Origin of the sequence: Pedobacter jejuensis (assembly GCF_003725795.1) — a bacterium.
Lineage (GTDB): Bacteria > Bacteroidota > Bacteroidia > Sphingobacteriales > Sphingobacteriaceae > Pedobacter > Pedobacter jejuensis.
The window spans coordinates 192,941-217,930 of record NZ_RBEE01000043.1 but is presented as its reverse complement, the minus strand read 5'-3'; the positions used below and the strand labels follow the sequence as shown (position 1 = coordinate 217,930).

At 35.8% G+C, this 24,990-nt stretch carries 26 protein-coding genes; 14 read left to right on the top strand and 12 right to left on the bottom strand.

All coding sequences use genetic code 11. From position 1 onward, the window contains the following. Positions 1-6 precede the first annotated feature (6 nt). The 3 genes from D7004_RS17530 to D7004_RS17520 are packed head-to-tail and all read right to left on the bottom strand — an operon-like array spanning position 7 to position 3,038. The gene (locus D7004_RS17530) at positions 7-1,086 is read right to left on the bottom strand and encodes an HlyD family secretion protein (protein ID WP_123207122.1); all 1,080 of its coding nucleotides are present in this window, start codon (positions 1,084-1,086) and stop codon (positions 7-9) included. A gap of 9 nt (positions 1,087-1,095) precedes the next feature. After that, complete coding sequence (locus D7004_RS17525; RefSeq protein WP_123207121.1) at positions 1,096-2,415, bottom strand: TolC family protein; 1,320 nt, start codon at positions 2,413-2,415, stop codon at positions 1,096-1,098. Further along, positions 2,412-3,038: a TetR/AcrR family transcriptional regulator gene (locus D7004_RS17520; protein ID WP_123207120.1), complete on the bottom strand. Its 627-nt coding sequence runs from the start codon at positions 3,036-3,038 to the stop codon at positions 2,412-2,414. Before D7004_RS17520 ends, D7004_RS17525 begins: the two co-directional genes overlap by 4 nt. Positions 3,039-3,360: 322 nt before the next feature. Here D7004_RS17520 and D7004_RS17515 point away from each other — a divergent pair, with 322 nt between their 5' ends. Both D7004_RS17515 and D7004_RS17510 read left to right on the top strand, forming a co-directional pair. Beyond that, positions 3,361-3,546 carry a hypothetical protein gene (locus D7004_RS17515; protein ID WP_123207119.1) on the top strand — a complete coding sequence of 62 codons (186 nt, stop codon included), beginning with the start codon at positions 3,361-3,363 and terminating at the stop codon, positions 3,544-3,546. Positions 3,547-3,595: 49 nt separating this feature from the next. After that, complete coding sequence (locus tag D7004_RS17510) at positions 3,596-4,165, top strand: DUF2911 domain-containing protein (protein ID WP_123207118.1); 570 nt, start codon at positions 3,596-3,598, stop codon at positions 4,163-4,165. Between the two features lie 91 nt (positions 4,166-4,256). Here the strand turns inward: D7004_RS17510 and D7004_RS17505 are convergent, their stop codons facing one another. The 3 genes from D7004_RS17505 to D7004_RS17495 are packed head-to-tail and all read right to left on the bottom strand — an operon-like array spanning position 4,257 to position 7,432. Next, a complete protein-coding gene (locus D7004_RS17505; protein ID WP_123207117.1) occupies positions 4,257-5,294 on the bottom strand; it encodes an aminotransferase class I/II-fold pyridoxal phosphate-dependent enzyme in 1,038 nt (345 codons plus the stop codon). Between the two features lie 7 nt (positions 5,295-5,301). Next, positions 5,302-6,093, bottom strand: a complete 792-nt coding sequence (locus D7004_RS17500) for an alpha/beta hydrolase (RefSeq protein WP_123207116.1) — start codon at positions 6,091-6,093, stop codon at positions 5,302-5,304. Between the two features lie 10 nt (positions 6,094-6,103). After that, on the bottom strand, positions 6,104-7,432 hold the full coding sequence (locus D7004_RS17495) for a D-alanyl-D-alanine carboxypeptidase/D-alanyl-D-alanine-endopeptidase (protein WP_123207115.1): 1,329 nt from the start codon (positions 7,430-7,432) through the stop codon (positions 6,104-6,106). Positions 7,433-7,482: 50 nt separating this feature from the next. On the opposite strand from D7004_RS17495, the gene D7004_RS17490 reads away from it, so the two are divergent. The 5 genes from D7004_RS17490 to D7004_RS17470 all read left to right on the top strand — a co-directional run bounded on the left by D7004_RS17490 (position 7,483) and on the right by D7004_RS17470 (position 10,939). After that, on the top strand, positions 7,483-7,965 hold the full coding sequence (locus tag D7004_RS17490) for an aspartyl protease family protein (RefSeq protein ID WP_123207114.1): 483 nt from the start codon (positions 7,483-7,485) through the stop codon (positions 7,963-7,965). Between the two features lie 80 nt (positions 7,966-8,045). Continuing rightward, positions 8,046-8,732: a PDZ domain-containing protein gene (locus D7004_RS17485; RefSeq protein ID WP_123207113.1), complete on the top strand. Its 687-nt coding sequence runs from the start codon at positions 8,046-8,048 to the stop codon at positions 8,730-8,732. Positions 8,733-8,809: 77 nt separating this feature from the next. Beyond that, positions 8,810-9,676 carry a phosphodiester glycosidase family protein gene (locus D7004_RS17480; RefSeq protein ID WP_123207112.1) on the top strand — a complete coding sequence of 289 codons (867 nt, stop codon included), beginning with the start codon at positions 8,810-8,812 and terminating at the stop codon, positions 9,674-9,676. 40 nt (positions 9,677-9,716) lie between these two features. Continuing rightward, on the top strand, positions 9,717-10,643 hold the full coding sequence (locus D7004_RS17475) for a hypothetical protein (protein ID WP_123207111.1): 927 nt from the start codon (positions 9,717-9,719) through the stop codon (positions 10,641-10,643). Between the two features lie 104 nt (positions 10,644-10,747). Next, entirely contained in the window at positions 10,748-10,939 is a 192-nt protein-coding gene (locus tag D7004_RS17470) for a cold-shock protein (protein ID WP_025141747.1), read from the top strand. Positions 10,940-11,056: 117 nt separating this feature from the next. On the opposite strand, the gene D7004_RS17465 is transcribed toward D7004_RS17470, so the two are convergent. The 3 genes from D7004_RS17465 to D7004_RS17455 all read right to left on the bottom strand — a co-directional run bounded on the left by D7004_RS17465 (position 11,057) and on the right by D7004_RS17455 (position 13,241). Next, entirely contained in the window at positions 11,057-11,542 is a 486-nt protein-coding gene (locus D7004_RS17465; protein WP_123207110.1) for an anti-sigma factor, read from the bottom strand. Further along, entirely contained in the window at positions 11,539-12,120 is a 582-nt protein-coding gene (locus D7004_RS17460; protein WP_123207109.1) for an RNA polymerase sigma factor, read from the bottom strand. Before D7004_RS17460 ends, D7004_RS17465 begins: the two co-directional genes overlap by 4 nt. A gap of 800 nt (positions 12,121-12,920) precedes the next feature. Next, positions 12,921-13,241, bottom strand: a complete 321-nt coding sequence (locus D7004_RS17455) for a DMT family transporter (protein WP_123207108.1) — start codon at positions 13,239-13,241, stop codon at positions 12,921-12,923. Between the two features lie 440 nt (positions 13,242-13,681). Here D7004_RS17455 and D7004_RS17450 point away from each other — a divergent pair, with 440 nt between their 5' ends. Both D7004_RS17450 and D7004_RS17445 read left to right on the top strand, forming a co-directional pair. Then, positions 13,682-14,035, top strand: a complete 354-nt coding sequence (locus D7004_RS17450) for a DUF6249 domain-containing protein (RefSeq protein ID WP_123207107.1) — start codon at positions 13,682-13,684, stop codon at positions 14,033-14,035. Positions 14,036-14,072: 37 nt separating this feature from the next. Then, complete coding sequence (locus D7004_RS17445) at positions 14,073-14,960, top strand: alpha/beta hydrolase family protein (RefSeq protein WP_123207106.1); 888 nt, start codon at positions 14,073-14,075, stop codon at positions 14,958-14,960. A gap of 18 nt (positions 14,961-14,978) precedes the next feature. Here D7004_RS17445 and D7004_RS17440 read toward each other — a convergent pair whose 3' ends face one another. The 3 genes from D7004_RS17440 to D7004_RS17430 are packed head-to-tail and all read right to left on the bottom strand — an operon-like array spanning position 14,979 to position 17,086. Next, positions 14,979-15,401 carry a hotdog fold thioesterase gene (locus D7004_RS17440; RefSeq protein WP_123207105.1) on the bottom strand — a complete coding sequence of 141 codons (423 nt, stop codon included), beginning with the start codon at positions 15,399-15,401 and terminating at the stop codon, positions 14,979-14,981. Continuing rightward, on the bottom strand, positions 15,391-15,900 hold the full coding sequence (locus D7004_RS17435) for a DinB family protein (RefSeq protein ID WP_123207104.1): 510 nt from the start codon (positions 15,898-15,900) through the stop codon (positions 15,391-15,393). Before D7004_RS17435 ends, D7004_RS17440 begins: the two co-directional genes overlap by 11 nt. Then, positions 15,881-17,086: a sensor histidine kinase gene (locus D7004_RS17430; RefSeq protein WP_123207103.1), complete on the bottom strand. Its 1,206-nt coding sequence runs from the start codon at positions 17,084-17,086 to the stop codon at positions 15,881-15,883. Before D7004_RS17430 ends, D7004_RS17435 begins: the two co-directional genes overlap by 20 nt. A 224-nt stretch (positions 17,087-17,310) precedes the next feature. Here D7004_RS17430 and gltX point away from each other — a divergent pair, with 224 nt between their 5' ends. From gltX to D7004_RS17405, 5 genes are all read left to right on the top strand, one after another. Continuing rightward, positions 17,311-18,819: a glutamate--tRNA ligase gene (gltX, locus tag D7004_RS17425; RefSeq protein ID WP_123207102.1), complete on the top strand. Its 1,509-nt coding sequence runs from the start codon at positions 17,311-17,313 to the stop codon at positions 18,817-18,819. An 89-nt stretch (positions 18,820-18,908) separates the two neighbouring features. After that, positions 18,909-19,748: a KPN_02809 family neutral zinc metallopeptidase gene (gene ypfJ, locus D7004_RS17420; RefSeq protein ID WP_123207101.1), complete on the top strand. Its 840-nt coding sequence runs from the start codon at positions 18,909-18,911 to the stop codon at positions 19,746-19,748. 124 nt (positions 19,749-19,872) lie between these two features. Next, positions 19,873-21,000, top strand: coding sequence for an ATP-binding response regulator (locus tag D7004_RS17415; protein WP_123207100.1), 1,128 nt, complete (start codon positions 19,873-19,875; stop codon positions 20,998-21,000). Positions 21,001-21,025: 25 nt separating this feature from the next. After that, a complete protein-coding gene (locus tag D7004_RS17410; RefSeq protein ID WP_123207099.1) occupies positions 21,026-24,604 on the top strand; it encodes a response regulator in 3,579 nt (1,192 codons plus the stop codon). A gap of 14 nt (positions 24,605-24,618) precedes the next feature. Next, positions 24,619-24,990: a response regulator gene (locus tag D7004_RS17405; RefSeq protein WP_123207098.1), complete on the top strand. Its 372-nt coding sequence runs from the start codon at positions 24,619-24,621 to the stop codon at positions 24,988-24,990.

Genomic DNA, 24,990 nt, shown 5'->3' with positions numbered 1-24,990 from the left:
ATAATATTAGTTAGTAGAAACTGAAGCTTTAACGCTCATTCCTGGACGTAATTTGGCTAACAATTCTTTTGATGGATGAATTTTAATTTTAACTGGAATACGTTGCACAACTTTAACGAAGTTACCTGTTGCGTTATCTGGAGGCAATAAAGAACCTTTTGCACCTGTAATTGGCGAAAAGTTATAAACCTCTCCCTGGATTTTTTCATCAGGATAAGCATCCACTTCAATTTCTACTTTAGAACCTGATTTGATTTTCTCTAACTGGGTTTCTTTAAAGTTTGCAGTAACGTAAATACTTCCATCATTCACTACCGAAAACAGAGATTGACCCGCCTGAACCAATTGTCCTTTTTGGATATTCTTTTTAGAAACAATACCTGTAGCAGGTGCTTTTATCTCGGTATAGGATAGTTGAAGTTTAGCGAAATCGATATCGCTTTGTCGTTGATTTATAACATTGCTACTTACGGCTAATTGCGATTGCGTAGTACCAACCTGTTTAACGGCAGCATTGTATTGGTCTTGCGCTGCATGATATGCTGCCAAAGCCGATTGTTTTGCCGCCTCTGCAGATTCTTTATTCGCTTTTGCCTGGTCGAAAGCCTGTTGTGTTATCGAACCATCTTTTACCAGGTTTTCGTAACGGTTATAATCTTTCTGTGCCAAATTTACCTTAACAGTTGCCGCCTGAACATTTGATTTTGCTGCATCAACGTTAGCTTTAGCGGTGCTTGTATTAGCTTGTGTTGCTGCAATTTGCGATTGCGCCACACCAACACCTGCATTTGCACCTTGCTGACCAGATTGTGCTTGTTCTAACTTCACTTTGTAATCATTATCATCAAGTTTAACTAAAACCTGACCTTCAGTTACACGTGTATTTTCTTCGAAATTAATATCTTTTACATAACCACCAACACGAGCCACAACCGGACTGATGTCTCCATCAATCTGCGCATCATCCGTATCTACGTGCTTGCTAAAATAATTCCACTCTGTGATACCAAAAATGATACCTATTACTAGTAAAACGCCTAAAATTATGGGTACTACTTTGCTCTTCTTTTTATTTTCAGTTGTCATTGTTTGTATTTATTGCGTTATTTTTCCTGTTGATTTTAGTAAAGTATAGTAAGCTAAACCAGCGTCGGCTTTGGCTATTTCTAAATTTATTTTTGCTTGATATAATAAGGTTTCAGCGTCGATTCTATCCGTAACCGATGCTACGTTATTTTTGTATTTCGATGCCAATAATTTATCATTTTCTGTTGCCTGAGCGATTGAAGTTTCTAGAACCTGAATTTTATTTATCGCCACTTGATAATTCTGAAAGTTTTTATTAATATCCGTTTTTACGTTATCCGATAAAATATTCTTTTGAATAGAAATTTCGCTTTGCTGAATTTTGGCCTCACTAACTTTATTTCTGTTAGACCAAAGGCTGGCAATATTCCATGAAACCGTTGCACCTACAGTAATTGGCATTAAATATTGGTTGGTTGGTGGAACAAAATTGCCGCTTGGGTTAATGTAATACAAGTTTGCACCAACACCAACGGTAGGTAAAGTATTTGCCCGGATGGTTTTAATATTGAAATCGGCAACTTTATTTTGTACATCGAGTTGTTTTAATTCCTGGCGATTTGCCATAGCCATACCAATGTATTCGTTAAGCGAACCTGCAGATTTTAAGCCTGCATTTGGGTCGGTAATTTTAACTTCAGTATCTTCAGGCAAACCCAATAAAATATCTAAATTATAATTGATGATTTTGCGATTGCTTTCGATATCCAATTGCGTTAGCGTTACATTTGCCTGTTGCAATTGAAAACGCAACACATCATTTTTAGTTACAATCCCTTGTTCGAAAAAACGTTGTGCTTGTTTAATTTGTGCAGCGATAGATTCTAAATTCTGGTCAACCACCTTCTTACTTTGTTCAACTTTATATAAAGCATAGTAAGTGTTAATTACCGCATAAGTCACTTCTTCTTTGCTTTTATCAGCATCTAAACGGGCAACATCTGCCAGTAATTTAGTCGATTCTTTAGCGTATTTAAGTTTTCCACCGCCATAAACCAGCTCCTGTACCGCAGCTGTTCCTACAAAAGCATCTGCTCTTCTAGGTAGTTGTAATGATGAGCCGCCTCCAGGCAAAGTAAAAGTAGTTGTTGGTATTTCGGCGTGGTTATATAAAAAACTTGCATTCGCGGTTGGTAATGCGTTGTCTTTTACTACATCAAGCCTTGCTATGGCTTGGTCTATTTTATTTTGAGATAATTTTAAATTTTTACTATTGGCTATGCCAAGTTCAATTGCCTGATTGATGTTTAATTCTTTTGTGCTTTGTGCAAATAAAGCCGCCGGAACTAATGATGCCACAAGCATTAATCTAATCGATTTGGGTATCATTTTTTTGTTGTTAAATAAACTGTTAGTAAATCTTGAAGATGAGCAACCGCTTTATCTTTAATCATTTTTTTGTCTTTCGGATTGTTTAAGTCTAAATCAAACTCCGGCATAACCTTATGCGGAGAAATTACGATGTTGGTTAAAGTGCCCATAATCGTAGCAATAACCATTCGATTATCTGCTTGCTTAAAACTTCCATCCTCTTGTCCATCAGTTAAAATTTTCTCTAGTAACTGCATGTTCAAACTCATGGCATCCTTAATTTTATTATACATTTCGGGCCGCTGACTCAAAGACAATTCTCGGTGCATCATTTTATGAAATGACGGATTAGACAGAATTCGAGTTGCATAACCATCTATCACCCTATTCAATTTCTCAATCGCCGATATTTTATCTTCATTGATGATTTTTAATTGAGAGCCGAACCCCGCAATGCGGTTGTTCATAATCTCAACAAAAACACCTTCTTTAGAACCGAAATAATAATTAATCATTGCCATATTCGCTCCCGATTCATTTGAAATCTGGCGTGTCGATGTTCCCTCGTATCCTGTTTCGCAAAACAGTTTTTCAGCAGCATCAATTATGGCTTGTCTTTTATCTATTTTTTCTGTTTTCATCTCTTTTGAAGCCGCAAAACTAATCAAACGATTGATTAAAATGCAAGTAGTATTTAATATCTTTTACATTATCTTGATAAATGGTGATAAATTTAAAGGTTTATGACGTTAGGAGTATTGAAATCCGCTGCATATCGTCTTATAGGAGATTATGTTAGACCTAATTGTCCTTCTTTGTTATCACAACGAGAAGCTTCATTGGTTGAGAATATAAAATGAAAACCAGTCGAAATTTCTGTAATTAAGAACAAAAAGCTTTTTTAGTAGTTTCTCAAATTAAAATTTAAAATAAATATTAACTTTGCCTCCAAATACTATAAAAATGAGTGTACAACAAAACAGCAACAACAATTTTAACTGGTTATATTATGCTTTAGGGTTATTCTTCGGTATTTTTACTGGAGCGGTAATTACTCAAAGTTATATTTTTGCACTTTTGGGTGGCGTATTAGGTTTGTTAACTGCAGGCTTATTTTTAAATGCTCTTGTAAAAGGAAGAAAATATTAATTTAACTTCCTGCTTTTAAATTTCCTCATCGGATTTTAAATCCTACTAAATGAAAAACATCATACTTGTTGTTTTCGCTCTGTTTTGTTTTGGTGCTAAGGCACAGGAAACACCCAATCCCGAAGTAAAATTTGCTGCTGCAGACCCTAGTCCTGCGGATATTGTGTATTTTCCCCTTAATGCATCGAAAGTAAAAGCAGGCGATTTTACCAAGCCGAAAATCAAGGTTGTTTATTCTCGTCCGCAAAAAAAAGGACGTGAAATTTTTGGTGTTTTAGAACAATATGGAAACGTTTGGCGCTTTGGCGCTAATGAAAGTACCGAAATCCGTTTCTTTGAAAAAGTAAATATTGGTGGCAAAAAAATTAAAGCCGGTACATATAGCTTGTTCGCCATTCCTAATAAAGATACCTGGACAATTATTATAAACACCCAAACGGATAGGTGGGGAGCCTTTACATATGACGCAACAAAAGATGTTGTTCGCGTAAATGTTCCGGTAAAAACCTTAACAAAACCTGTAGAATATTTCTCCATAACTTTTACACCACTTGCTACTGGCGCAACTTTGATAGCCGCTTGGGATAAAACCCAGGTTGAATTGCCGATAGCATTCTAGTTTGAAAGTACATCAGGTGAAGAAATAAAAAAAATACGCTGTATTCGCAATTTTCTGCAAAAACTCGATGTTTTTATAAAGAAATGATCAATTACAAAAGCGATGCAATTTTAAGAATATCAGCTTCCGAATGCCAGCTGCTTAAAACAATTCGATTGATTGGAGCATCATTCGCATTTGGGTAAGGAAATGAAGAAATCAAAATTTGGTAAAACAACAACCTCTCTGCCAAATTAGAATCTTCAAAGTGAAATACAGGAAAACCTGCCTCAAATTTACCTGAGATTTTAATTTTCGATTCTAATAAAGCTATATTGCTTTGCAATCTAATCCACGCACTTTTATAAATTTCATTGCCGTTTATAAACGCATACAATGCGGCTGCAGGTGGTGGTGATGCACCAACGAATGTATTTGTGTTTTTAAGTTTTTCGATTGTATCTTCCGAACCTAAAACCAAACCAGCATCAACACCAAGTGCTTTTGCCATTGATGCCACAACAATCGTTTCGATATTACTTTTTATTGGTAAACTGCTGTATGCACTTAATCCATTATTATTTATGCCAATTCCATGAGAATCATCCACAATTAACGTAATTTTTTTATCCGCGTTAATTTTTTCTAAAAAACCAAAATCGTATAATTCGGGAAAAAGATTATTCATGGAATTACTTATAATAACCCAATTTTGCTCCATTGAATTATTAATCAATTCAGTAGTTTCAATCTTCCAATCTGAAAAAGCTTTTAGCTGTAAAGGTTGATTTTCGAGCCAAAGAGCTGGGTGAGTTGCCGGAGCGTAAATGACCTGACCAGTTCCAGATAAAGCTTTTACCGTAAGCTGAGCGGCTAAATATCCGCTCGAAGTTATTAAAGCATTCTCCGACCCAAATCTGTGTGCTGCAACATTTTCAGCTTCATCATATATTCCTAACTGAATATTATTGGTTCTACTTGTGCCGTTATTTAACCCGAATAATTTAATGCCCTCAATGTACAACTTAATAAATTCTTCATTTTGAGGAATACCTAAATATGCTGTGCCGCCAAAATATAAATAATCAACTCCATCAACTTTAATGGAATTTGCAAATGGCTGCGATATTGATTTAAAATCAGAATGCATTAAATGGTTAGTTCGAAATCTGTTTACTGAAGAAATCAAACTGTTGCTTTATTGATTTCTTCCAATAGGTGGCATTATGACTTCCAGGTTGAGAAATATAGGTGGCGTTTATTTTTAAGCTATCGCACTTCCTTTTCATTTCATTGTTAGATTGATAGAAGAAGTCGCTTGAACCACAATCAAAAATAATTTCTTTTTTGCTTCCTGCAAGTTTATCTATATTTTGAATAACCGAATACTTGAGCCAAATATCACTATCCTTATCTGGGTTTCCTAAAATTTCAGGAACGCCAAATTTTCCAATTGCATCTCGTAAATTTATACCACCACTGGTGCTTCCTGCGCTTTTAAATACTTCAGGATGTTTTAAAAATAACCAAAGTGCACCATGACCGCCCATGCTTAATCCGGTTATAAATAAGTTTGCTGTGTCAATTGGGTAATTCTTTTTAATCTTCGGCAAAAGTTCATCAAAAAAGAAGTTTTCGTATTGCCAACTTGCTTTCGCAGGACTATTTAAATACCACGATTTAATTAAGCCATCCGGACAAACTAAGATGTAGCCGTATTCATCGGCATATTTTTGGGCATCCATGATGTTGTTCCACTGTTTGTAATTGCCGCCAAAACCGTGAAATAAAATTATAGCAGGAACTTTTTTACTTTTATCAAGATGCTTAGGTGTAAAAATCCATGTGGTATCCTTCTGAGGTAAATTTTTTGATGTAAACACGATTTGCTCTTGCGCAAATGCAGATAAAAACAATGTAGATAAAAGTGTTGTGAAAAGTAATTTCATTATTATCGAGCTAAAAATTATCGTGTATATAGGTTACAATTTTAACCATTTCATTTCTAACCGCAGCCGTTGGATTAACAAAATTGTTATTCATAAATGAAAATATATACGTCTTTCCTTTTTTAGTTACCACGTAACCACTCTGGTTATGAATACCCGTTAAGGAACCCGTTTTACCGAAAACAAAGGGATTATCCGTTTTTGGATATGCATTTTTTAATGTTCCTGTTTTGCCGCCCGCTGGTAACATATCAAATAACTTTGCAGGGTTGTTTACCTCTTTGTAAATTAGATTGAGTACGGCAACCATATCATTAGGAGAGAATAAATTCATTCTTGATAAACCAGATCCGTCAATCCATCTCGGCTTTTGAGGAAGATTGTTAAGATAATTTTTTAGCACATATTCTATCGTTTTTTCTGTGGTCAGCGTGTCACTCAGTTTATCACCACAAACCAATAACAGTTGTTCGGCTATAAAGTTATCGCTTGGCAGTAGCATTGCTTTTAAAACGGAGTCTCTACTTATGCCTTTTAAAGTTTTTGCATCATTTGGCATTTTCATTTCAATAAGCTCTATTGATTTATGAAGCGTATCTGCCAACAAGCTTAAGGTAGTGCCATTACTTACTTTAAATGGGATTTGCTGGGAGTAGTTTGCCTTTATAGGCACAGCATTATAATCAAATTCGTTTGTGTTTATTTTTCTTTTAACAAAGAAATCACCCGTTTTTTTAGTGCTATCAATCGCAAAGCAAGATGTAAAACTTTTTGGCACTATAGAGAAAGTTCCATTTGATTTTCCTTTAACCCAAACCGTATTATCCAATAAAGGTAGTTCGTTAATTTCAGCCTGGTAATAGTCGTTGTAATCATCCCAAGCCCAACCTGCACCATATAAATTTCCGGTATATCTACCTGATGCAAAAAATATTTTTTTATTGCTGTTTGCCAAAAAATTGTAAGCGGTTTTGTCTTTCAATTCCGATTGTAGAAAAGATGGATCGCCTGTTCCCCAAAAAATAAGTGAATCATTTTTTTCTATGTAGCGTAAAGCCGGCATAACATCCGGAATCATTTTTAAAGCCGCATAAAACGTAAATAATTTAGTGTTCGATGCAGGAGTGAAAAATTTATCTCCATCATGCTCAAAAATGGTTTGCTGTTCTGCCAAATTGTACAACGAAAAACCAACGTGATATTGCTTTATTAGCTCAGAATTTTTGAATTCTTTTGAAACCTTTTTGGCAATCATTTTATCGGCAGAACAACTTAACAGCAAGCCAATTACAGATAAAAATATGGGCAGGAACTTATTTAAACATCGGGAATGAAGCATCTTTTAAAGTTATAGTAATAATTACCAACTAAATTATTAAATTTAATTAAATGTTAACCAAATATAAGTTTGCAATGCGCTCCATGTTTCGCAAAGTAATTTTTTGCGTATGCATTTTTTTGCCCTTTAATACCAAAATTCATGCTCAAGATTTTCAGTTTCTTGATAATCAAAAAAGGCAATCTTTAAGCTTTAAACTTATTAAAAACCTTATTATAATTCCGGTTTATGTAAATGGGAAAGGTCCGTTTGATTTTGTATTAGATACAGGCGTTGGACCAATGATAATTACCGAACCTTCGATAATTGATTCTTTGAATTTTACCAATATGCGTAAAATCAAAGTATCTGGTTTGGGTGTAGAACCTGTTGAAGCTTTTATTTCTCAAAATATTACAGCCAAAATAAACAGGGCAGAAATGAAGCATATTCCAACTGCCATTTTGAGAGAAGATTTGTTCAATTTATCCGGTCATTTAGGTACAAAATTTATGGCATCATCGGATACAGCTTTTTTAGCAGCTTTATTATAGATATTCGGTATGTAGAAAAGCGATTAATTTTCAGCAAGCTAAACCAGAAAGTTAAGTTTAAGGGAACTAAAATTCCGATAGTGATTGAAAATTTGAAGCCATATATTTATGCAGATATAGAAGTGCCAGATAGTGGAAAAATTAAAGCAAAGCTATTAATGGACACCGGTGCAAGCCACGCTTTATCTATGGAAATGTTTAATGGAAATATGTTTCCTTTACCATATTCGAAAATCAAAGCCAATTTAGGCATGAGTTTAAGCGGACAAATAAAAGGATACTTGGGGCGAATAAAATTTTTCTCCTTCGGCGATTTTGAATTTGATGATGTAATTTCTGGTTTCCCGGATTATCATGTCATCTCTCAAAAAATTGATTTGAAAAGTAGAAATGGTAATCTGGGAGCCGATTTACTTAAAAAGTTTAACATCCAAATCAACTATCATGAGGGCTTTATGTACTTAAAACCCAATAGTTTTTTTAAAATACCTTTCGAGCATGACATGATTGGGATGGTCATTTATTTAGACCAAAAGGATTATAAAAGATATTTAATTGGTGAAATAGATGAAAATTCGCCTGCGGATAAATCTGGCCTTTGTCCTGACGATGAAATCATAGGCGTTAAATTTAGATCTATGGATGCTTACACATTGAGTGATTTAACCGAACTATTCAAATCGGGGGCAAATAAAAGCGTTATTTTAGAAATATATAGAGAAAAGAAAACCTTTTTTAAGGTTATACATCTTGAAAGAAGGATTTAAGCTGATGTAGGTAATTTTCAGGTTACAACAGCTTCAACAAATTATTTGCCTCTAAATTAGCATTCAAATTCATTCCTATGCTAACAAGATCTGGTTTTCTCCTGTTGTTGATATGCCTATCATTTTCAGTTTCGGCGCAAAATATAGATTCGCTAACTTTTGTAAAAGCTAAATGGCAGAAAAATAGGATTGCGCCCAAAGTTCGTCTCTACAGGCATCATTTTAATTCTAAAAATCTATTCAGCGCAAACGAAAACATCTCCTATTTGGAAATTAAAAATAATGGCAGGAAAGCAGTTTTTGCTATCGGCGTCGAAGAAAAAAAATTAATCACAACCAGTGATTTCGGTAAAAAAGATACAGCTTTGGCGGCAATTAACGGAAATTTTTTTGATGTTAAAAATGGTGGTTCGGTTGATTATGTACGGTTGAATAATAAGGTTATAAATGTTAATCGATTGCAAAAAGATGGTTCGAGAGCAAAGCACCAGCAAGCTGCGGTGGTTATAGCAAACGGTAAAATAGCGATAAAAAAATGGGACGGAAACCTCGATTGGGAAACCAAATTGATGGAAAAAGATGTAATGCTAAATGGACCATTATTGGCTATAAATGGAATTAAGGAAGCCATAGACACAACGTCTTTCAGCCAATTAAGGCACCCTAGAACTTGTTTAGGATTAAAACCAAATGGCAAAGTAATTATGCTTACTGTTGATGGACGAAATGATAACTCTGCCGGAATGAGTTTGCCGGAGCTAACCAACATCATGACTTGGCTCGGTTGCACCAGCATTTTAAATTTTGATGGCGGTGGCTCTACAACATTATGGATAGATGGTTTTCCGGATAATGGCATCATCAACTATCCAACAGATAATAAAAAATGGGATCATGAAGGGCAACGAAAAGTAGCTAATGTAATTCTGGTTAAGAAAAAATAAATTATTTAGTTTAAAATTGTGCTTGTTGCGTTATATAATTATGATTAAAAATTTTTTCTTCCTGTTATTTGTTGTTGCTTTATGGTCATCCTGTGAATCTGGAACCAAATCTATAAACACAAGCTCTCGCGAATTTGCTTTTGAGCCCGTAAAAGGAATTCGGTATGAGGAAGTTAAACGCAGGTTTAAAAACGGACTTTCTTTTAATGCAGAAGGATTTATGCAAAAACCATCGTGGATAATTGAAGTTGCAGCAGAAGATACCATGATGGCCTGGAGTCCTCAAAAACACAGAATGCAAAAATTTTACCTGCAATACGACCATGGCAATCTGTATAATTTCGCGGCAGAATTTTTTAAAGTGAAACATATAAGCAATGACAGCTTAGTTTTTCAACGGGTTCAGGTAGACGGGCGGCTTGTAGCTTCTGATATCCGTTCGGATGTAAACATGACTTTCTATGCTCAAAACTATATTAAGAACAGGCTTAAAACCACGGCAAAACAATTACAAAAACCAACCAAAGCCGACACCAATTTCATAGAAAAACGTTCTGCAACAGTAAACCTAAAAACCGATACTGGTTTTGCTGCCACAGAACCCGCTCAGTTTATACCCAAAAGCAAAATTGTTGAGATAGAAAAAATTAGCACAGTTGATAAAGTAGCCAACAGAACAGAATCATATGATTATATGTTTCCGCAGTACAAAATAACCATAAACCGAGCATATAAAGATTTTGCATATCAAGCTGCGGCAATTATAGATTTTCAGGGCGGAATTCATATCAAGCGGGTGGATGGGGTTCTACCTGAAGATGCAGCAAATAAGAAAAAAACAGTGCAGGCCATTGCTGATATTTACATCAGAAACTTGTTTAATGTTTTACCTGGAACAACCTTAGGAATTCCTCACAATTCGCAAATTACTTTGATGATATTGGGAAAGGCAATTAAAAGGCCTTAGTAATCTGATATTTACAAAATTTTAACGTTAAAAAAATGTTAAAATTTATTTTGATTTTAAAAATTAAAACTTACCTTGCAGACTTAATTTTAATATTTAATACAATGCAAGAAGGCACAGTAAAATTCTTCAATGTAACTAAAGGTTTTGGCTTTATCGTCCCTGCAAACGGAGATAGCGAAATTTTTGTTCATTCAACAGGTCTTATCGACGAAATCCGTGAAAACGACAAAGTTCAGTACGAAGTTGCTAACGGTAAAAAAGGCTTAAATGCCGTTAATGTGAAAGTAATTTAATTAACTATCATATTTACAACAAAGCCCCGGTCGAACATCGGGGCTTTTTTATGTTTAAAATTTTTAAAACTATCTACATCGAACTGATAGTGTAGTTTTAAAATGCCAAACCTTTTGTTATTTATTCTGATTAAGTTTTTTTCGCAAGAAGTAATCTATATAAATCAATCCCAAAACCAAATCTATACCTAAAAAGATATACAAACTGGTTGGTGTTATAACCTTATCAATCTCAAAGCTAACCGACAGATATCTGCTAAAATCTGGCATAGTAAAAGTAGAATTATAAAACACATAACCCAAAAGTGCCATTAAAGAAACCACAAAAAAGCCACCAATGCTGTAAATAATGCGGTTATCTACCTTGGTTTTTAGCGAAACTGGTGCGGGTTCTAACGCAACGCTATCCATTACATTTCTGGTGAAAGACATAGAGGGCTCGTCGAGTTCCATCTCATTAAATGCAGTATTAAAATTTAGTAATTCCTCATACTGCAGCTTTACCGAAATATCCGTTTCAATCTTTTCTTCGATGCTTTTTCGTTGGGTTTCATTCAAGTTTCCATCAATGTAATCCCAAAGTTGTTGGTCTATTGTGTTCATAGTAACTCCTTTACTTCATCTTTTAACAAATATTGTAATTTTTCTTTAAGCCTTTGCCTGGCTCGATGCAGTTTTACTTTTATCGTGTTCGGCTCCATATTTAAAGCATTACCAATTTCTTCTAAACTTTGCTCACCTTTATAAAACATCGTTATAATCGCAGCATCGTCGGGCATTAAATGTGTTATGGCTTCATTTAAAAAAGCGTGGCTATTTTGTTGCTCGTAAACATTTGCATTAAAGGCCGATGTATGGTTTTCCAACTGCAGAAATGTGGCTTCATCGCTTATAGAAGATGTATCTAGCCGCTTTTTTCGCAAGAAAGTCATTGCTGTTGTATAAGTAATAGTGTACAACCAGGTGCTAAATTTTGCCGTTTGTTTAAAAGTTCCTAATGCTTTGTACGCTTTAATGAAACAATCCTGAGCAATTTCTTCTGCATCTTCACGGTTTTTGGCAAACCTTAAAGCAAGTGTAAAAACAAAGCGCTGATGGCGTTTTACCAACAAAGCGTATTGCCCGGTTTCGCCGTTTAATACATTTTGAATCAGCTCTACATCTGGTAATTCTTGCTTCATACTTAATGCTAAGACTACCTTAAAGAGAGATAGGTTACAATCAATTTTAAATTAAGCAAATTTACCTAAACGGCAATGTAAAAATTGATAGTCATTTTAGGCGTAGCCGAGAAATCTTGTCGCTAGTTGAGAAGATTTAATTTTAATCTATATAGCTGTTTGAATTTTTTTGGAAACTAATGGGCAGTAAATTATGGCGGTCTGCAGCCCTGCTTTTCGTTTCAAGCCCAATGAAAAATTGGGGCTTTCCACTGCAATCAGGTTTACAAATAAAGGATTGTGCACCATGCAAACCGTTAAAATGGAATACTACATTTGCCAATTAGCCCCGGTTGAAGCGAACACGGAGCAGCAGCCTTTTCGGCTGTTAGCGGAGTAAAGCGAAAAACGGGAACAAATTTAGTTTCTTCCACAAGCCTTGCGCTGCTAAAAAATATAAACAGTTTGAAATTATTTTGGAAATGAAAAGGCAGTGCCTTTGGCGGTCTGCAGCCCTGCTTTTCGTTTCAAGCCCAATGAAAAATTGGGGCTTTCCACTGCAATCAGGTTTAAAAACAAAGGTTTTACACCATGCAAACCGATAAAATGGAATACTACATTTGCAAATTAGCCCCGGTTGAAGCGAACACGGAGCAGCAGCCTTTTCGGCTGTTAGCGGAGTAAAGTGCAAAACGGGAACAAATTTAGTTCCTTGCACAAGCCTTGCGCTGCTAAAAAAAGTTATAAACCTCTTAGCGTATTTTAAACCAATTTGAAATTATTTTTTACGCTTCAAAATAAATTTGCTTAAAACTTTAATGCTAATGCGATGCGAAAAATTTTAACCCAGCGATAGAACCAATCAGGGTGCAAATAAAAAATATGCGCCAAAATGTGGCAGGTTCGTTGAAATATACAATACCTATAATTACGGTTCCAACGGCACCAATGCCGGTCCACACGGCATAAGCTGTACCCATTGGTAAACTTTGCGAGGCTTTATTTAGCAAAACAAAACTTAAAGTAATGCAAATAAAGAAAGCGATGCTCCATTTCAAATTGCTAAAGTTGTTAGAAAGTTTTAGGCATGTTGTAAAACCAACTTCGAAAAGTCCGGCAATAATTAGTATAATCCAACTCATGCTGTAAAGGTAAAAAAAGGTTGAAGTTTAAAATCAAGTTTTACTGCGAATATAATTATAGCCTGAATTCCATTATTAATTTTCCCTCACATTATTAATAAGCTGCTCTTTTTATTTTACGTCACCCTGAATTTATTTCAGGGTCTTATTTGCAGGAAAGATGCTGAAATAAATTCAGCATGACGTGTCGTAAAAGCAATACGTGATAAAAAAAGTAAAATATTAAGTGTAAGAATCGAACTTAAGTTTATTGGCTCAATCTGCAACTAAAAAATTTAAAATCTGCGTAATAATCCTGTAAATCTTAAAATCCATTTAAATCCTGATCAAAAATATTTACCCTCAGCCTGTAACCTGTTTAAAAATCATGTAGTCATAATACACAGAACACGGTTCAATACAATTTAAACATTCAATTAAACACATAAAAAATTATAATCATGGAAGCTATATTAGTCCCAATCTCTATCTTTTTAGGCACATTCGCAATGGTATTTGGAATACGCTATTTATCAAATAAAGAAAAAATGGCAATGATCGAACGCGGTATCAATCCTGGCATCGGTAAATCAGCGCCAAGGCCGTATTTAAGCTTAAAATTCGGTTTGCTTTTGGTTGGCTTAGGAATTGGTTTGTTGGTTGCGCTATTTACTGTTAGAAGCGTCTTCGGACCAAACATGACACGTGCAGAAGAAGGTCAGGCTGTTGCAGTTTATTTTGGTTGCTTAGGAATTTTCGGTGGATTGGGTTTAATCACCTCATTTGTAATCGAAAAGAAAGCGATTGATAAATAGTGCTAACCTACGTTTTATTAACGCTAAACTCAATTGTATGTATCACTACCGCTTATATTTAATTATACTCCTTTTATTGTTTTCAGTTCACAAATCAGGCGCTCAGGAAACTAATTTCTCAACGAAAAATGTTGAGTTTGAAAGTGAGGGCGTTACGCTAAAAGGTACAATTTTTAATCCTAAGAAACCTTATGCGGCGTTAGTTGTGGTTCATGGCTCTGGTCAGGAAAAGCGGATGATACAATTTGCCTCGCTTTTGGCAAACCATGGTATGATGGTTTTAACCTACGACAAACGCGGCGTTGGCGAATCTGGCGGAGTTTATGCCGGACCTGAAGTTGGCACCAATAATATTGATTCAGCTAATTTAAATTTATTGGCTATGGATGCAAGCGCAGCAACCAACTTGCTATTAAAACATTTGCCTGCTAAGCACATACCAGTTGGTCTGATAGGCTATAGTCAGGCCGGCTGGATAATTCCCATAGCAGCAGAAAAAAATTCTAAGGTGAATTTTATGGTATTGTTTAGCGGTCCGGTTGTTACCGCTCGTGAACAGCTTCGATTTCAGTTTTTTACACAAGGAAAATCTGATTTTTGGGAGTTAAACACAGAAAGCGAATCGCGTAAGCATATACAGAACGACCCGGATAAATATCAGTTTGTAGATACAGATCCTCGTGATGCGCTTGCTAAACTTTCAATTCCCGGATTATGGCTTTTTGGGGTTAAGGATGTTCAGATTCCAACGAAATTATCAACAGAACATATCGATGAATTTAAAAGCGTTGGTAAACCGTTTGAATACAAATTATTTCCAACCCTGGGACATAACACCACATTTGAAGCGTCTCCGGAGCCTTTTAATAGTGCGATTAGGTGGATTAAAGCTATAGGAAACCAAAAAACTCAGAATACAAACTAGTTTTCGCTGATTTGATTTTTACTGCGGCTTATTGATAACAGCAACCGTTAAACGACTAATGCAACTCATTTTGCCACGTTCATCGTAAATTTTTATATCCCAAATATGGGTTTTGGCACCACGATGAATCACTTGGCAAATACCTTTAACCAAACCGCTCTTTACCGGACGAAGGTGATTTGCGTTTACCTCTAAACCAACCGCAACATATTTTTCAGGGTCGATGCACATATATGAAGCTATACTACCCAATGTCTCGGCTAGTACAACCGAAGCACCGCCATGTAGTATGCCTGCAGGCTGGTGCGTTCGTTCATCAACCGGCATGGTGCCGATGATAAAATCTTCACCAATTTCTGTAAATTTTATATCCAGTAAACCCCCAATATGGTTTTTAGGGCGATTGTTTAACTCATCAACGGAAAAATTTCTAAACCACATGATAACGTTCTCTTAGTACTCCAACATGGTGTGCAATATGGCCTGCAGCAATAAATAAAATAGATTTTACGGTTATTGCTCTACCAGATGCTATTCCTTTTCTATTTAATTCTACTTCATTTAAGCTTCTAAAAAAATATAGATTGGCTTTGCGTAGGGCTGCAAACTCTTCAATCATATCATCAAAGTTTCGTTCGCCGAAATGTGCGTTCGATACATAATCATCCTCTTCAAAACCGGGCAGATGTTGTTGCTCATTTCTGGCAAAACATGTCATACGGTAAACAAAAATACGCTCACAATCTATAATATGTCCGAGCATTTCCTTTAAAGTCCATTTTCCTTCAGCATAAGCAAAATTTTCTTTGTCAGCATTCGATTGAAATAAATCCGGAATTGTAAAAACCTGTTCTTCTAAAACTTCAAAAATGTCTTTATCAACCTTGCTAATATAGGTTTCTCCCCAAGCTGGATAATCGTTAGGCTGTGGTCGGTTCATAAGTTAAACTGCTTTTTAATATAATTCTAAATGTTGTTCCTTTACCCAATTCCGAATCTTTTACAAAAATTTCGCCGCTGTGGTAATTTTCTACAATACGCTTGGTTAGCGATAAACCAAGTCCCCAACCACGTTTTCTAGTAGTGTATCCTGGCTGAAATACAGCATCAAATTTAGATCTTGGTATACCTTTTCCACTATCTGTAACATCAATAAAAACCTGTTCTTTGGCCAGGTTTTCTATAATATTAATCGATATAGAACCTTCATTTTCAATTGCATTTGCAGCATTTTTTAAAAGGTTTTCTGTAACCCAATCAAACAAAGGCACGTTTAACATGGCTCTTACCTGTTCATCACCGGTAATGGTAAATTTAACTTTATCAGATGTACGCACTTTAAAATAATCGATAAAATTGCTGATAACCATATATACCACATGATCTTCCAGTATCGGTTTCGATCCAATTTTAGAAAACCTATCGGTTATAATTTCCAGGCGCTTAATATCGTTCTCCATCTCGGCAATTAACGGGTCGTCTTCTGCATCAAACTTCGATTTCATAAGCTCTACCCAAGCCATTAAAGAAGATATTGGCGTACCAAGTTGATGTGCAGTTTCTTTCGCCAAGCCTACCCAAACATGATCTTGTTCATCTTTCCTGGCCGAACTAAATGCAGCGTAAGCCGTTAAAAGGAATAGAAAAATTACACCCATTTGAATGTATGGGAAATAGCGGAGCTGAGTAAGGATAAATGAATCTCGGTAATAAGCAATTTTTTTATCTCCAAAAATATTCAGTTCTAGTGGTTTATGCTGCATTTTCATTTTTGATAACTCTTTAACAAAATAAAGACTATCATAAACCAATTTATCATTAACAGGATACCAGGTTTTAGTGCTATCTAAACCAATAGATGATAAAATGGTGCCATCGGCGTTGGTAACAATAACGGGCATTTTGGTATTCGCTCTAACGTCATCTACAATGCTGTTAAAGTCTTCGTTATCCAATAAAAGCATAGAACGTTCGGTAATTTTTACCCAAAGCTGAAATTGGTTTGCTTCTTCACGCTGCATTTTCTTAACAAATGAATCCGTGTAAAATACAGATGCTATGCCAATTAAGATGGCGAAAATGAGAAGGAAAAACTTCCAGCGGCGTTTCTTTTCGTATGGATTCATGCTTTGGGAGGCAAATTACAATAACAAAACGAAAAAAGCATAAAACCATTATGCTTTTTCAAAAAACCAAAAGGTAATAATTTTAAAGTTTGATTAGCTTCATCGCAGAAGCAAACAATAAAAACAGATGAAAAACATATCTTTGTACCAAGTACAGTGTAGCTTCAATGAATGGTAAATTAATCCATACCCAAAGCCTATACTCCCTGCATTTTGCATAAACCATGGATAAAAAAGTTAGAGTAAGATTTGCCCCAAGCCCAACAGGAGGCTTACATTTAGGCGGTGTACGTACAGCCTTATTTAATTATTTATTTGCCAGAAAACACAACGGAACTTTCGTTTTACGTGTAGAAGATACCGACCAAAATCGTTTTGTTGAAGGGGCGGAAGAATATATAGTAAACTGTTTAGATTGGTGTGGTATTACACCCGATGAAAGTCCGACTAAGCCAGGTAATTATGGACCTTACCGCCAAAGTGAACGTAAACCAAGTTATAGAAAATTTGCAGAGCAATTAATTAGCGACGGATATGCTTATTATGCTTTTGATACGCCGGAAGAACTGGATGTAAAGCGTAAAGAAGTGCCGAACTTTCAATACGGACAGGCAACACGTATGCAAATGCGTAACTCTCTAACCCTAACCATAAGCGAGGTAGAAGATTTATTGGCTTCACAAACGCCTCATGTAATTAGAATTAAAGTGCCTGAAGATGAAAATGTTCACTTTAACGATTTAATACGGGGCGATGTAAGTTTTGAAACGGCAATAGTTGATGATAAAGTTTTACTAAAAGCTGATGGTATGCCAACCTATCATTTAGCTGTTGTTGTTGATGACAAAGCAATGGAAATTACCCATGCCTTTAGGGGTGAGGAGTGGTTACCATCTGCACCTGTTCATATTTTATTATGGAAATATTTGGGTTGGGAAAGCGATATGCCGCAATGGGCGCACTTACCCCTAATTTTAAAACCCGATGGGCATGGAAAGTTAAGTAAACGGGATGGCGACCGTTTAGGCTTTCCGGTTTATGCGATGAACTGGACAGACCCAAAAACCAATGATGTAACCAAAGGCTTTAAAGAAATGGGCTTTATGCCCGAAGCTTTTGTAAATATGCTTGCGCTTTTAGGTTGGAATGATGGAACCGAACAGGAGATTTTTACACTTGCAGAATTAGAAGAAAAATTTTCGATAGAAAGAATAAGTAAAGCCGGAGCAAAATTTGATTTTGAAAAAGCAAAATGGTATAACCACGAATGGATAAAACAATCATCAGTTGATAGCTTGCAATTAGAGGTAAAACATGCGCTTGAAAAAGCTGGATTTACTGTTAATGATGATGCATTGCTAAATACAGTTATCGATTTAATAAAAGATAGATGTACATTATTGCCAGATTTTGTAATGCAGAGCAGTTACTTTTTTGCATCACCAACGGTATATGATTCTGCTTCTGTAAAACCAAAATGGACAGCAGAAAAGGCAGGCTTTTTCTACGAATATGCAAACAACCTAAGCTTAGATAATCCAATTGATGCTGAAGCTGCATTTAAAGCATTAGCTGAGGAAAAAGGTTTTAAGCCTGGAGAACTTATGCTTCCTTTCCGTATTATGCTAGTTGGTGGCAAATTTGGCCCTGGTGTTTTTGATATTGGCGTACTTTTAGGTAAAGAAGAAACAAAATTGCGCATTGAAAATGCCATTGTAGTTTTTAATAGCTAAACTTTGGGTGTATAATTAATCAATAAAAATAATTTATACTTTAGTATAACATTTTAAAACAAACAAGGTTAAGTAATAAAAATATAATTATGCAGTGGTTCGGTAAAGGGAGTAATAATGTAGAAGACGGAAGAGGTGGAGGTGGAAAAACCATTCTTGGTGGTGGTGTAGGTATCATTATCGTTGTTTTGGGTTTAATCTTTGGTAAAGATTTAACCGGTTTGGTTGGTCAATTGCCACAAGGCGCCGGAACAACTGAGGTTAAGCAAGGTGTACCAGAAAACGACCCACAGGCTCAATTTGTTTCTGGCGTCCTGGAATCAACCGAACAGGTTTGGGATAAAGAATTTGAAACCATGGGTAAAACATATGAACACCCCAAAATGGTTCTTTTTAGCGATGGTGTGCAAACTGCATGTGGAAGCGCAAGCTCTGCCGTCGGTCCTTTTTATTGCCCTGGCGACCATAAAGTGTATATCGATTTAACCTTTTATGATGATTTAAAAAACCGATTTGGTGCAGCTGGCGATTTTGCTCAGGCTTATGTTATTGCCCATGAAGTTGGTCACCACGTTCAAAATCTTTTAGGCATTTCTGATAAATTGCAACAAGCCCGTGGCCAGGTTAGCGAAACAGAATACAATCGTTTATCAGTTAAGTTAGAATTACAAGCCGATTTTTTTGCTGGCTTGTGGGCTCATAATGCTCAAAACTTAAAAGATTTTAAACTTGATGAAGGAGATATCGAAGAAGCCTTAACCGCAGCAAATGCCATTGGCGATGATAAATTGCAAAAACAGGCGACAGGTGAGGTAACACCAGATTCTTTCACTCATGGTACTTCTCAACAGCGTATGTATTGGTTTAAAAAGGGTTTTGAAACAGGCGATTTCAAACAAGGTGACACTTTTAACAGCAATCAATTGTAAGGTATTATACTAATAGCTACATAATCACATTTTTAAAACCTTTTTACAACCACTGTGTTTATAAACAATAGGTAAAACCTGTAACCAAACAAATTATCCCGACTTTTTTTATGTTTAATAAATCATGATTCTTATTGTAGATGATAGGCCTGAAAACCTAATTTCCTTACAGAAAGTATTGCAAGCACATAACTTTGAGGTAGATACGGCCCCATCTGGTGAAGAAGCGCTAAAAAAAGTCTTAAAAAATAATTACGTACTCATCATTCTTGATGTTCAAATGCCGGATATGGATGGCTTTGAGGTTGCAGAAGCAATCTCTGGATTTAGCAAAGCCAAAGATACTGCCATAATTTTCCTTTCCGCTGTTAATACTGAAATCAAATTTATAACTAAAGGATACCTTAGTGGTGGCTTAGATTACATTACCAAGCCTGTAGATATCAATATATTATTGCTAAAAATCAAAACTTTTTACCGCATTTATGAACAGAATAGAAAGCTAAACGAAGTTCAGGAAAAGTTACTTGAAGAAATTGAATTTAGGAAAGAAGCTGAACATAAGAAAGATGAGTTCATTAGCATTGCAAGCCACGAATTAAAAACACCACTAACAAGCGTTAAGGGCTATATACAATTATTGCAGCGCAGCATAAATAAAGATGATAAGGTGATGGCACAAAATCACCTCGAAAAAGCAAGTATCCAATTAGAAAAACTTAATGAGTTGATAGTTGATTTGCTCGACATATCAAAAATTGAAAGCGGCAAACTGAAGTTTAACATGAAAACTTTTTGCGCTGAAACGATGGTAAACAATACCATTGAAATGCTACAACAATCCAACCCCGAATTTACCATTACCAAACTGGGAACAATCCAAGAAATGGTTTTTGGCGATGAAATGCGGCTGGAGCAAGTTGTTATCAACTTCATTACCAACGCTATTAAATATGCTCCAGGTACAAATCAGATAAACCTTACCGTAAATATTAAAGATGGGAAACTTTACCTTGCTGTTAAAGATTTTGGTATTGGAATTCCTCAAGAACAACATCATAAAATTTTCGATAAATTTTATCGGGTAGAAGAAAATAGCAATAATTTTAATGGTTTAGGTATAGGGCTATATATCTGTTCCGAAATTATAAGCAGGCACAATGGCAAAATTGGTGTAAATAGTGTGCCGAATGAAGGTTCGGAATTTTACTTCACTATCCCGATAGGAGCAGATGAAATTTTAGCCGATTAATGCGCATCATTCACACAAAAAATTAATGAAAACAACGCTAAAAAATAATTTACGCTTAGGCCTCGGTCTGTCGCTGGTTATCCTATTTATCAGTTCGCTGGCTTCATATATAAGTATTAGCAATCTGATTAAAAGTACAGAACTTGTAAAACATAGTGATGAGATAATACTAAAAGTTGAAGGTATTATATCCACATTAAAAGATGCAGAAACTGGCCAACGGGGATACCTTTTAACTGGTAATAAAGTTTTTTTAGAGCCCTACAATGGTGCTGCAGAAGCCGCTTCGGCTGCTTTAAATGAGGTTGCAGATAGAACGAGAGATAACCCAAAACAACAAAAAAACATTGCCGAATTAAAAGATATATTAACTCGTAGATTGGATATTATAAAGTCTACCATAGAGATAAAATCTTTAGGCGGACGAGTAGATCCTACTGTACTTTTTCAAGGTAAAGTTTATATGGATCAAGCCCGTGCTACAGTTAATAAAATGGTTGTAGAAGAACAAAAACTGCTAGAACAAAGGAGTGCAGAACTAACTAAACTTACTTCTTACACACCTGTTCTTATCTTAATTGCAGCTATTCTTGCCATATTAATTACCTTATTTTTTTATAGAAAAGTATCTGTCGATTTTGATGAGCGTGTAAAAATGCAGAAGGAAATTGAGGATAAAAAACTTGAGATGGAGAAACGGATTATTGCCATTAAAGAAATTGCCCTGCAAATCTCAAATGGTAATTACGGCGTAACTTTAGATAGCAAAACTCAGGATGATATCGGCGAATTATCCGAATCATTGAACACCATGTCATCTTCGCTTAAAAAATCGTTTGATACACTAGCAGAAAATGAGTGGTTGCAAACTGGTGTTGCCGGCTTGAACGTAAAAATGGTTGGCGAAAAAGATGTGTTCCAATTGGCAGATGATATTATCGAATTCTTGGCCAGCTATACTAATAGTCAGCTAGGGGCGATTTACATTTTTAAAGATGATGGCTATTTGCATTTAAAAGGTCAGCATGCTTTGCAAGGGCAACATTTGGCAGAAACTTTGGCATTAGGCGAAGGCTTAATTGGTCAGGTTGTAAAATCTGGCAAGCAGATATTACTCAATGAAATCCCAAACAATGAGTTAACGATTTCGTATGCTTCTGGCAATATTAAACCTGCTCAATTATTGGTTTTACCTATCATTAGAAATGGCATTGCTATTGGTGGTTTAGAATTGGGTACAATCGGGGCATTTTCAGATTTGCATCTGCATTTCCTAAATTCCATTTTATCCGATGTTGGTACAGCGTTATTGGGTGCGCAAAACAGGTTTAAATTGCAGCAATTGCTAGAAGAAACACAGGCACAATCTGAAGAACTTCAGGTTCAGCACAGTGAGTTGGAAGGGATGAATGCAGAATTGGAAGCTCAATCACAAAAGCTACAGGCATCAGAAGAAGAATTAAGGGTACAGCAGGAAGAATTGTTGCAAAGCAACCAGGAATTGGAAGAGCGTAGCAGCCTGCTGGAAGAAAAAAATCAGCTTATTGAAGAGCGAAATGTTGAGATACAGCAAAAAGCAGCAGCTTTAGAATTAAGTACTCGCTACAAATCAGAATTTTTGGCAAACATGTCGCATGAATTGCGAACGCCATTAAATTCTATTTTATTATTGTCGAGGTTAATGGCCGAAAACGAAGCAATGGACCGCGAACATCAGGAATATGCCGAAGTGATACAAAGTTCTGGTCAGGGTTTGCTGAGTTTAATTGATGAAATTCTTGATTTATCAAAAATTGAAGCCGGTAAAATGGAGCTCGACAGAGCAAATATTAAGGTTGATGAAGTAATATTTAACATGCGATCGTTATTTAATCCGGTTGCTAAAGAAAAATCGCTAGAACTTGTTATAGATAAAACAACTGTAGTACCCGAATATTTCCATACCGATAAAATGCGTTTGGAACAAATTCTGAAAAACCTTTTATCAAACGCGATTAAATTTACGACAAAAGGTTCGGTTACTTTAAACATCAGTAAAAATGAGCATTTAAATGCCTTGGTTTTTAAGGTTACGGATACGGGCGTTGGTATTGCGCCAGATAAACTTGCAATGGTTTTTGAAGCTTTTCAACAAGCAGATGGTTCTACCAGACGTAAATTTGGCGGAACAGGTTTGGGTCTTTCTATAAGTAGAGAACTTGCAAAATTATTGGGTGGCTATATCGATTTAAAAAGTAAAGAAAATGAAGGTAGCATCTTTACCCTTATTCTCCCAATCGACAAAAATAGAGGTATTGAAAATCATCAGCCAAAAAATGAAAATACCACAATTGTAGAGCAGCAGCCATTAGTAACTCGATTAACTGTTGCAAACATCCCTCAAGAAATTGAAGATGACCGCAACGATATCGGACCAGATGATAAGGTAATTTTAATTGTAGAGGATGATACACCTTTTGCTAAAACGCTATTGGATTTTACCCGAAAAAGAAACTATAAAGGTTTAGTGGCGGTAAGAGGCGATGTAGGTATTGAAATGGCTAAAACCTACAAACCTTTAGCCATACTGTTGGATATACAATTGCCTGTAAAAGATGGATGGCAGGTAATGGAAGAGCTTAAAGCAGATCCAAGTACTCGGCCAATCCCGGTACACATCATGTCTTCGTTACAGGTTAAAAAGGAAAGTTTATTAAAAGGTGCGGTTGATTTTATCAATAAGCCTTTTGCATTTGAGCACATGCAAGAAATTTTCCAAAAACTAGAACATGCATTAAGCCGACATCCGAAAAAAGTATTAATTGTTGAAGAAAACGAACAGCACGCAAAAGCTTTGAGTTACTTTTTAAGCAATTTTAATATTCAAACCGAAATTGTAAACGAAGTTGGCGATAGCGTTTCTGCTTTGCATAAATCCGATATCAATTGTGTGATTCTGGATATGGGAATTCCCGATAAACATGCTTATGAAACTTTGGAAGTTGTAAAGAAAACACCTGGTTTAGAAAATCTACCAATCATCATTTTCACTGGGAAAAGTTTATCCAAAGGCGAAGAAAGCAGAATAAAACAATATGCCGATTCTATCGTAGTAAAAACCGCTCATTCCTATCAACGAATTTTAGATGAAGCAGGATTGTTCCTTCACCTTGTAGAAGAAAAAAGCAAGGAGCAGGTAAAAGCACCGAAAAAGTTTTCAGAATTACAAGATGTTTTAAAGGGTAAAACGGTTTTAGTTGCTGATGATGACGTTAGAAATATCTTCTCGTTAACAAAGGTTTTAGAGCAGCATCAAATGCATGTTTTAACAGCTATAGATGGGAAAGAGGCGCTTAAGTTGTTGGATGAAAACCAGCATGTTGATGTGGTTTTAATGGATATGATGATGCCTGAGTTAGATGGATATGAAACCACTACTGCCATCAGGCAAAAAATTAAATACAAAAACTTACCAATTCTGGCTGTTACCGCAAAAGCAATGATGGGCGATAGAGAAAAATGTATCGCTGCAGGTGCTTCAGATTATATTAGCAAACCTGTTGATATGGACCAATTGGTATCGCTGCTTCGCGTTTGGTTATACGAAAATCACTATAAATCTTAATTTTTCTTTTTAATATGCCACAAAAGTTAATTCTCATAATTGATGACGATAATAGAAACATTTTCGCTTTAAAAGCAGTGCTTAAAGCTAAAGGTTTCGAGTGTTTATCAGCATTGAGTGCGCAAGATGGACTCTCTATTATGCAAGAAAACAAAAATGTTTCAGATGTGTTAATGGATATGATGATGCCAGATATGGACGGTTATCAAGCTATGGCGGCAATGAAACAGTCAGAAGAATTGCGAAATATTCCTGTTTTAGCCGTTACAGCGCAAGCCATGGTTGGCGATAAAGAAAGATGCTTACTCGCAGGTGCTGCAGGTTATGTTTCTAAACCCATCAATGTTGATGAGTTATTAATGCAAATAGAGAAAGTTACAGAATAA

Coding starts and splice junctions, on each gene's coding strand:
- D7004_RS17530 (WP_123207122.1), bottom strand. CDS start 1,086: ATGACAACTGAAAATAAAAAGAAGAGCAAAGTAGTACCCATAATTTTA.
- D7004_RS17525 (WP_123207121.1), bottom strand. CDS start 2,415: ATGATACCCAAATCGATTAGATTAATGCTTGTGGCATCATTAGTTCCG.
- D7004_RS17520 (WP_123207120.1), bottom strand. CDS start 3,038: ATGAAAACAGAAAAAATAGATAAAAGACAAGCCATAATTGATGCTGCT.
- D7004_RS17515 (WP_123207119.1), top strand. CDS start 3,361: ATGAGTGTACAACAAAACAGCAACAACAATTTTAACTGGTTATATTAT.
- D7004_RS17510 (WP_123207118.1), top strand. CDS start 3,596: ATGAAAAACATCATACTTGTTGTTTTCGCTCTGTTTTGTTTTGGTGCT.
- D7004_RS17505 (WP_123207117.1), bottom strand. CDS start 5,294: ATGCATTCTGATTTTAAATCAATATCGCAGCCATTTGCAAATTCCATT.
- D7004_RS17500 (WP_123207116.1), bottom strand. CDS start 6,093: ATGAAATTACTTTTCACAACACTTTTATCTACATTGTTTTTATCTGCA.
- D7004_RS17495 (WP_123207115.1), bottom strand. CDS start 7,432: ATGCTTCATTCCCGATGTTTAAATAAGTTCCTGCCCATATTTTTATCT.
- D7004_RS17490 (WP_123207114.1), top strand. CDS start 7,483: ATGTTAACCAAATATAAGTTTGCAATGCGCTCCATGTTTCGCAAAGTA.
- D7004_RS17480 (WP_123207112.1), top strand. CDS start 8,810: ATGCTAACAAGATCTGGTTTTCTCCTGTTGTTGATATGCCTATCATTT.
- D7004_RS17475 (WP_123207111.1), top strand. CDS start 9,717: ATGATTAAAAATTTTTTCTTCCTGTTATTTGTTGTTGCTTTATGGTCA.
- D7004_RS17470 (WP_025141747.1), top strand. CDS start 10,748: ATGCAAGAAGGCACAGTAAAATTCTTCAATGTAACTAAAGGTTTTGGC.
- D7004_RS17465 (WP_123207110.1), bottom strand. CDS start 11,542: ATGAACACAATAGACCAACAACTTTGGGATTACATTGATGGAAACTTG.
- D7004_RS17460 (WP_123207109.1), bottom strand. CDS start 12,120: ATGAAGCAAGAATTACCAGATGTAGAGCTGATTCAAAATGTATTAAAC.
- D7004_RS17455 (WP_123207108.1), bottom strand. CDS start 13,241: ATGAGTTGGATTATACTAATTATTGCCGGACTTTTCGAAGTTGGTTTT.
- D7004_RS17450 (WP_123207107.1), top strand. CDS start 13,682: ATGGAAGCTATATTAGTCCCAATCTCTATCTTTTTAGGCACATTCGCA.
- D7004_RS17445 (WP_123207106.1), top strand. CDS start 14,073: ATGTATCACTACCGCTTATATTTAATTATACTCCTTTTATTGTTTTCA.
- D7004_RS17440 (WP_123207105.1), bottom strand. CDS start 15,401: ATGTGGTTTAGAAATTTTTCCGTTGATGAGTTAAACAATCGCCCTAAA.
- D7004_RS17435 (WP_123207104.1), bottom strand. CDS start 15,900: ATGAACCGACCACAGCCTAACGATTATCCAGCTTGGGGAGAAACCTAT.
- D7004_RS17430 (WP_123207103.1), bottom strand. CDS start 17,086: ATGAATCCATACGAAAAGAAACGCCGCTGGAAGTTTTTCCTTCTCATT.
- gltX (WP_123207102.1), top strand. CDS start 17,311: ATGGATAAAAAAGTTAGAGTAAGATTTGCCCCAAGCCCAACAGGAGGC.
- ypfJ (WP_123207101.1), top strand. CDS start 18,909: ATGCAGTGGTTCGGTAAAGGGAGTAATAATGTAGAAGACGGAAGAGGT.
- D7004_RS17415 (WP_123207100.1), top strand. CDS start 19,873: ATGATTCTTATTGTAGATGATAGGCCTGAAAACCTAATTTCCTTACAG.
- D7004_RS17410 (WP_123207099.1), top strand. CDS start 21,026: ATGAAAACAACGCTAAAAAATAATTTACGCTTAGGCCTCGGTCTGTCG.
- D7004_RS17405 (WP_123207098.1), top strand. CDS start 24,619: ATGCCACAAAAGTTAATTCTCATAATTGATGACGATAATAGAAACATT.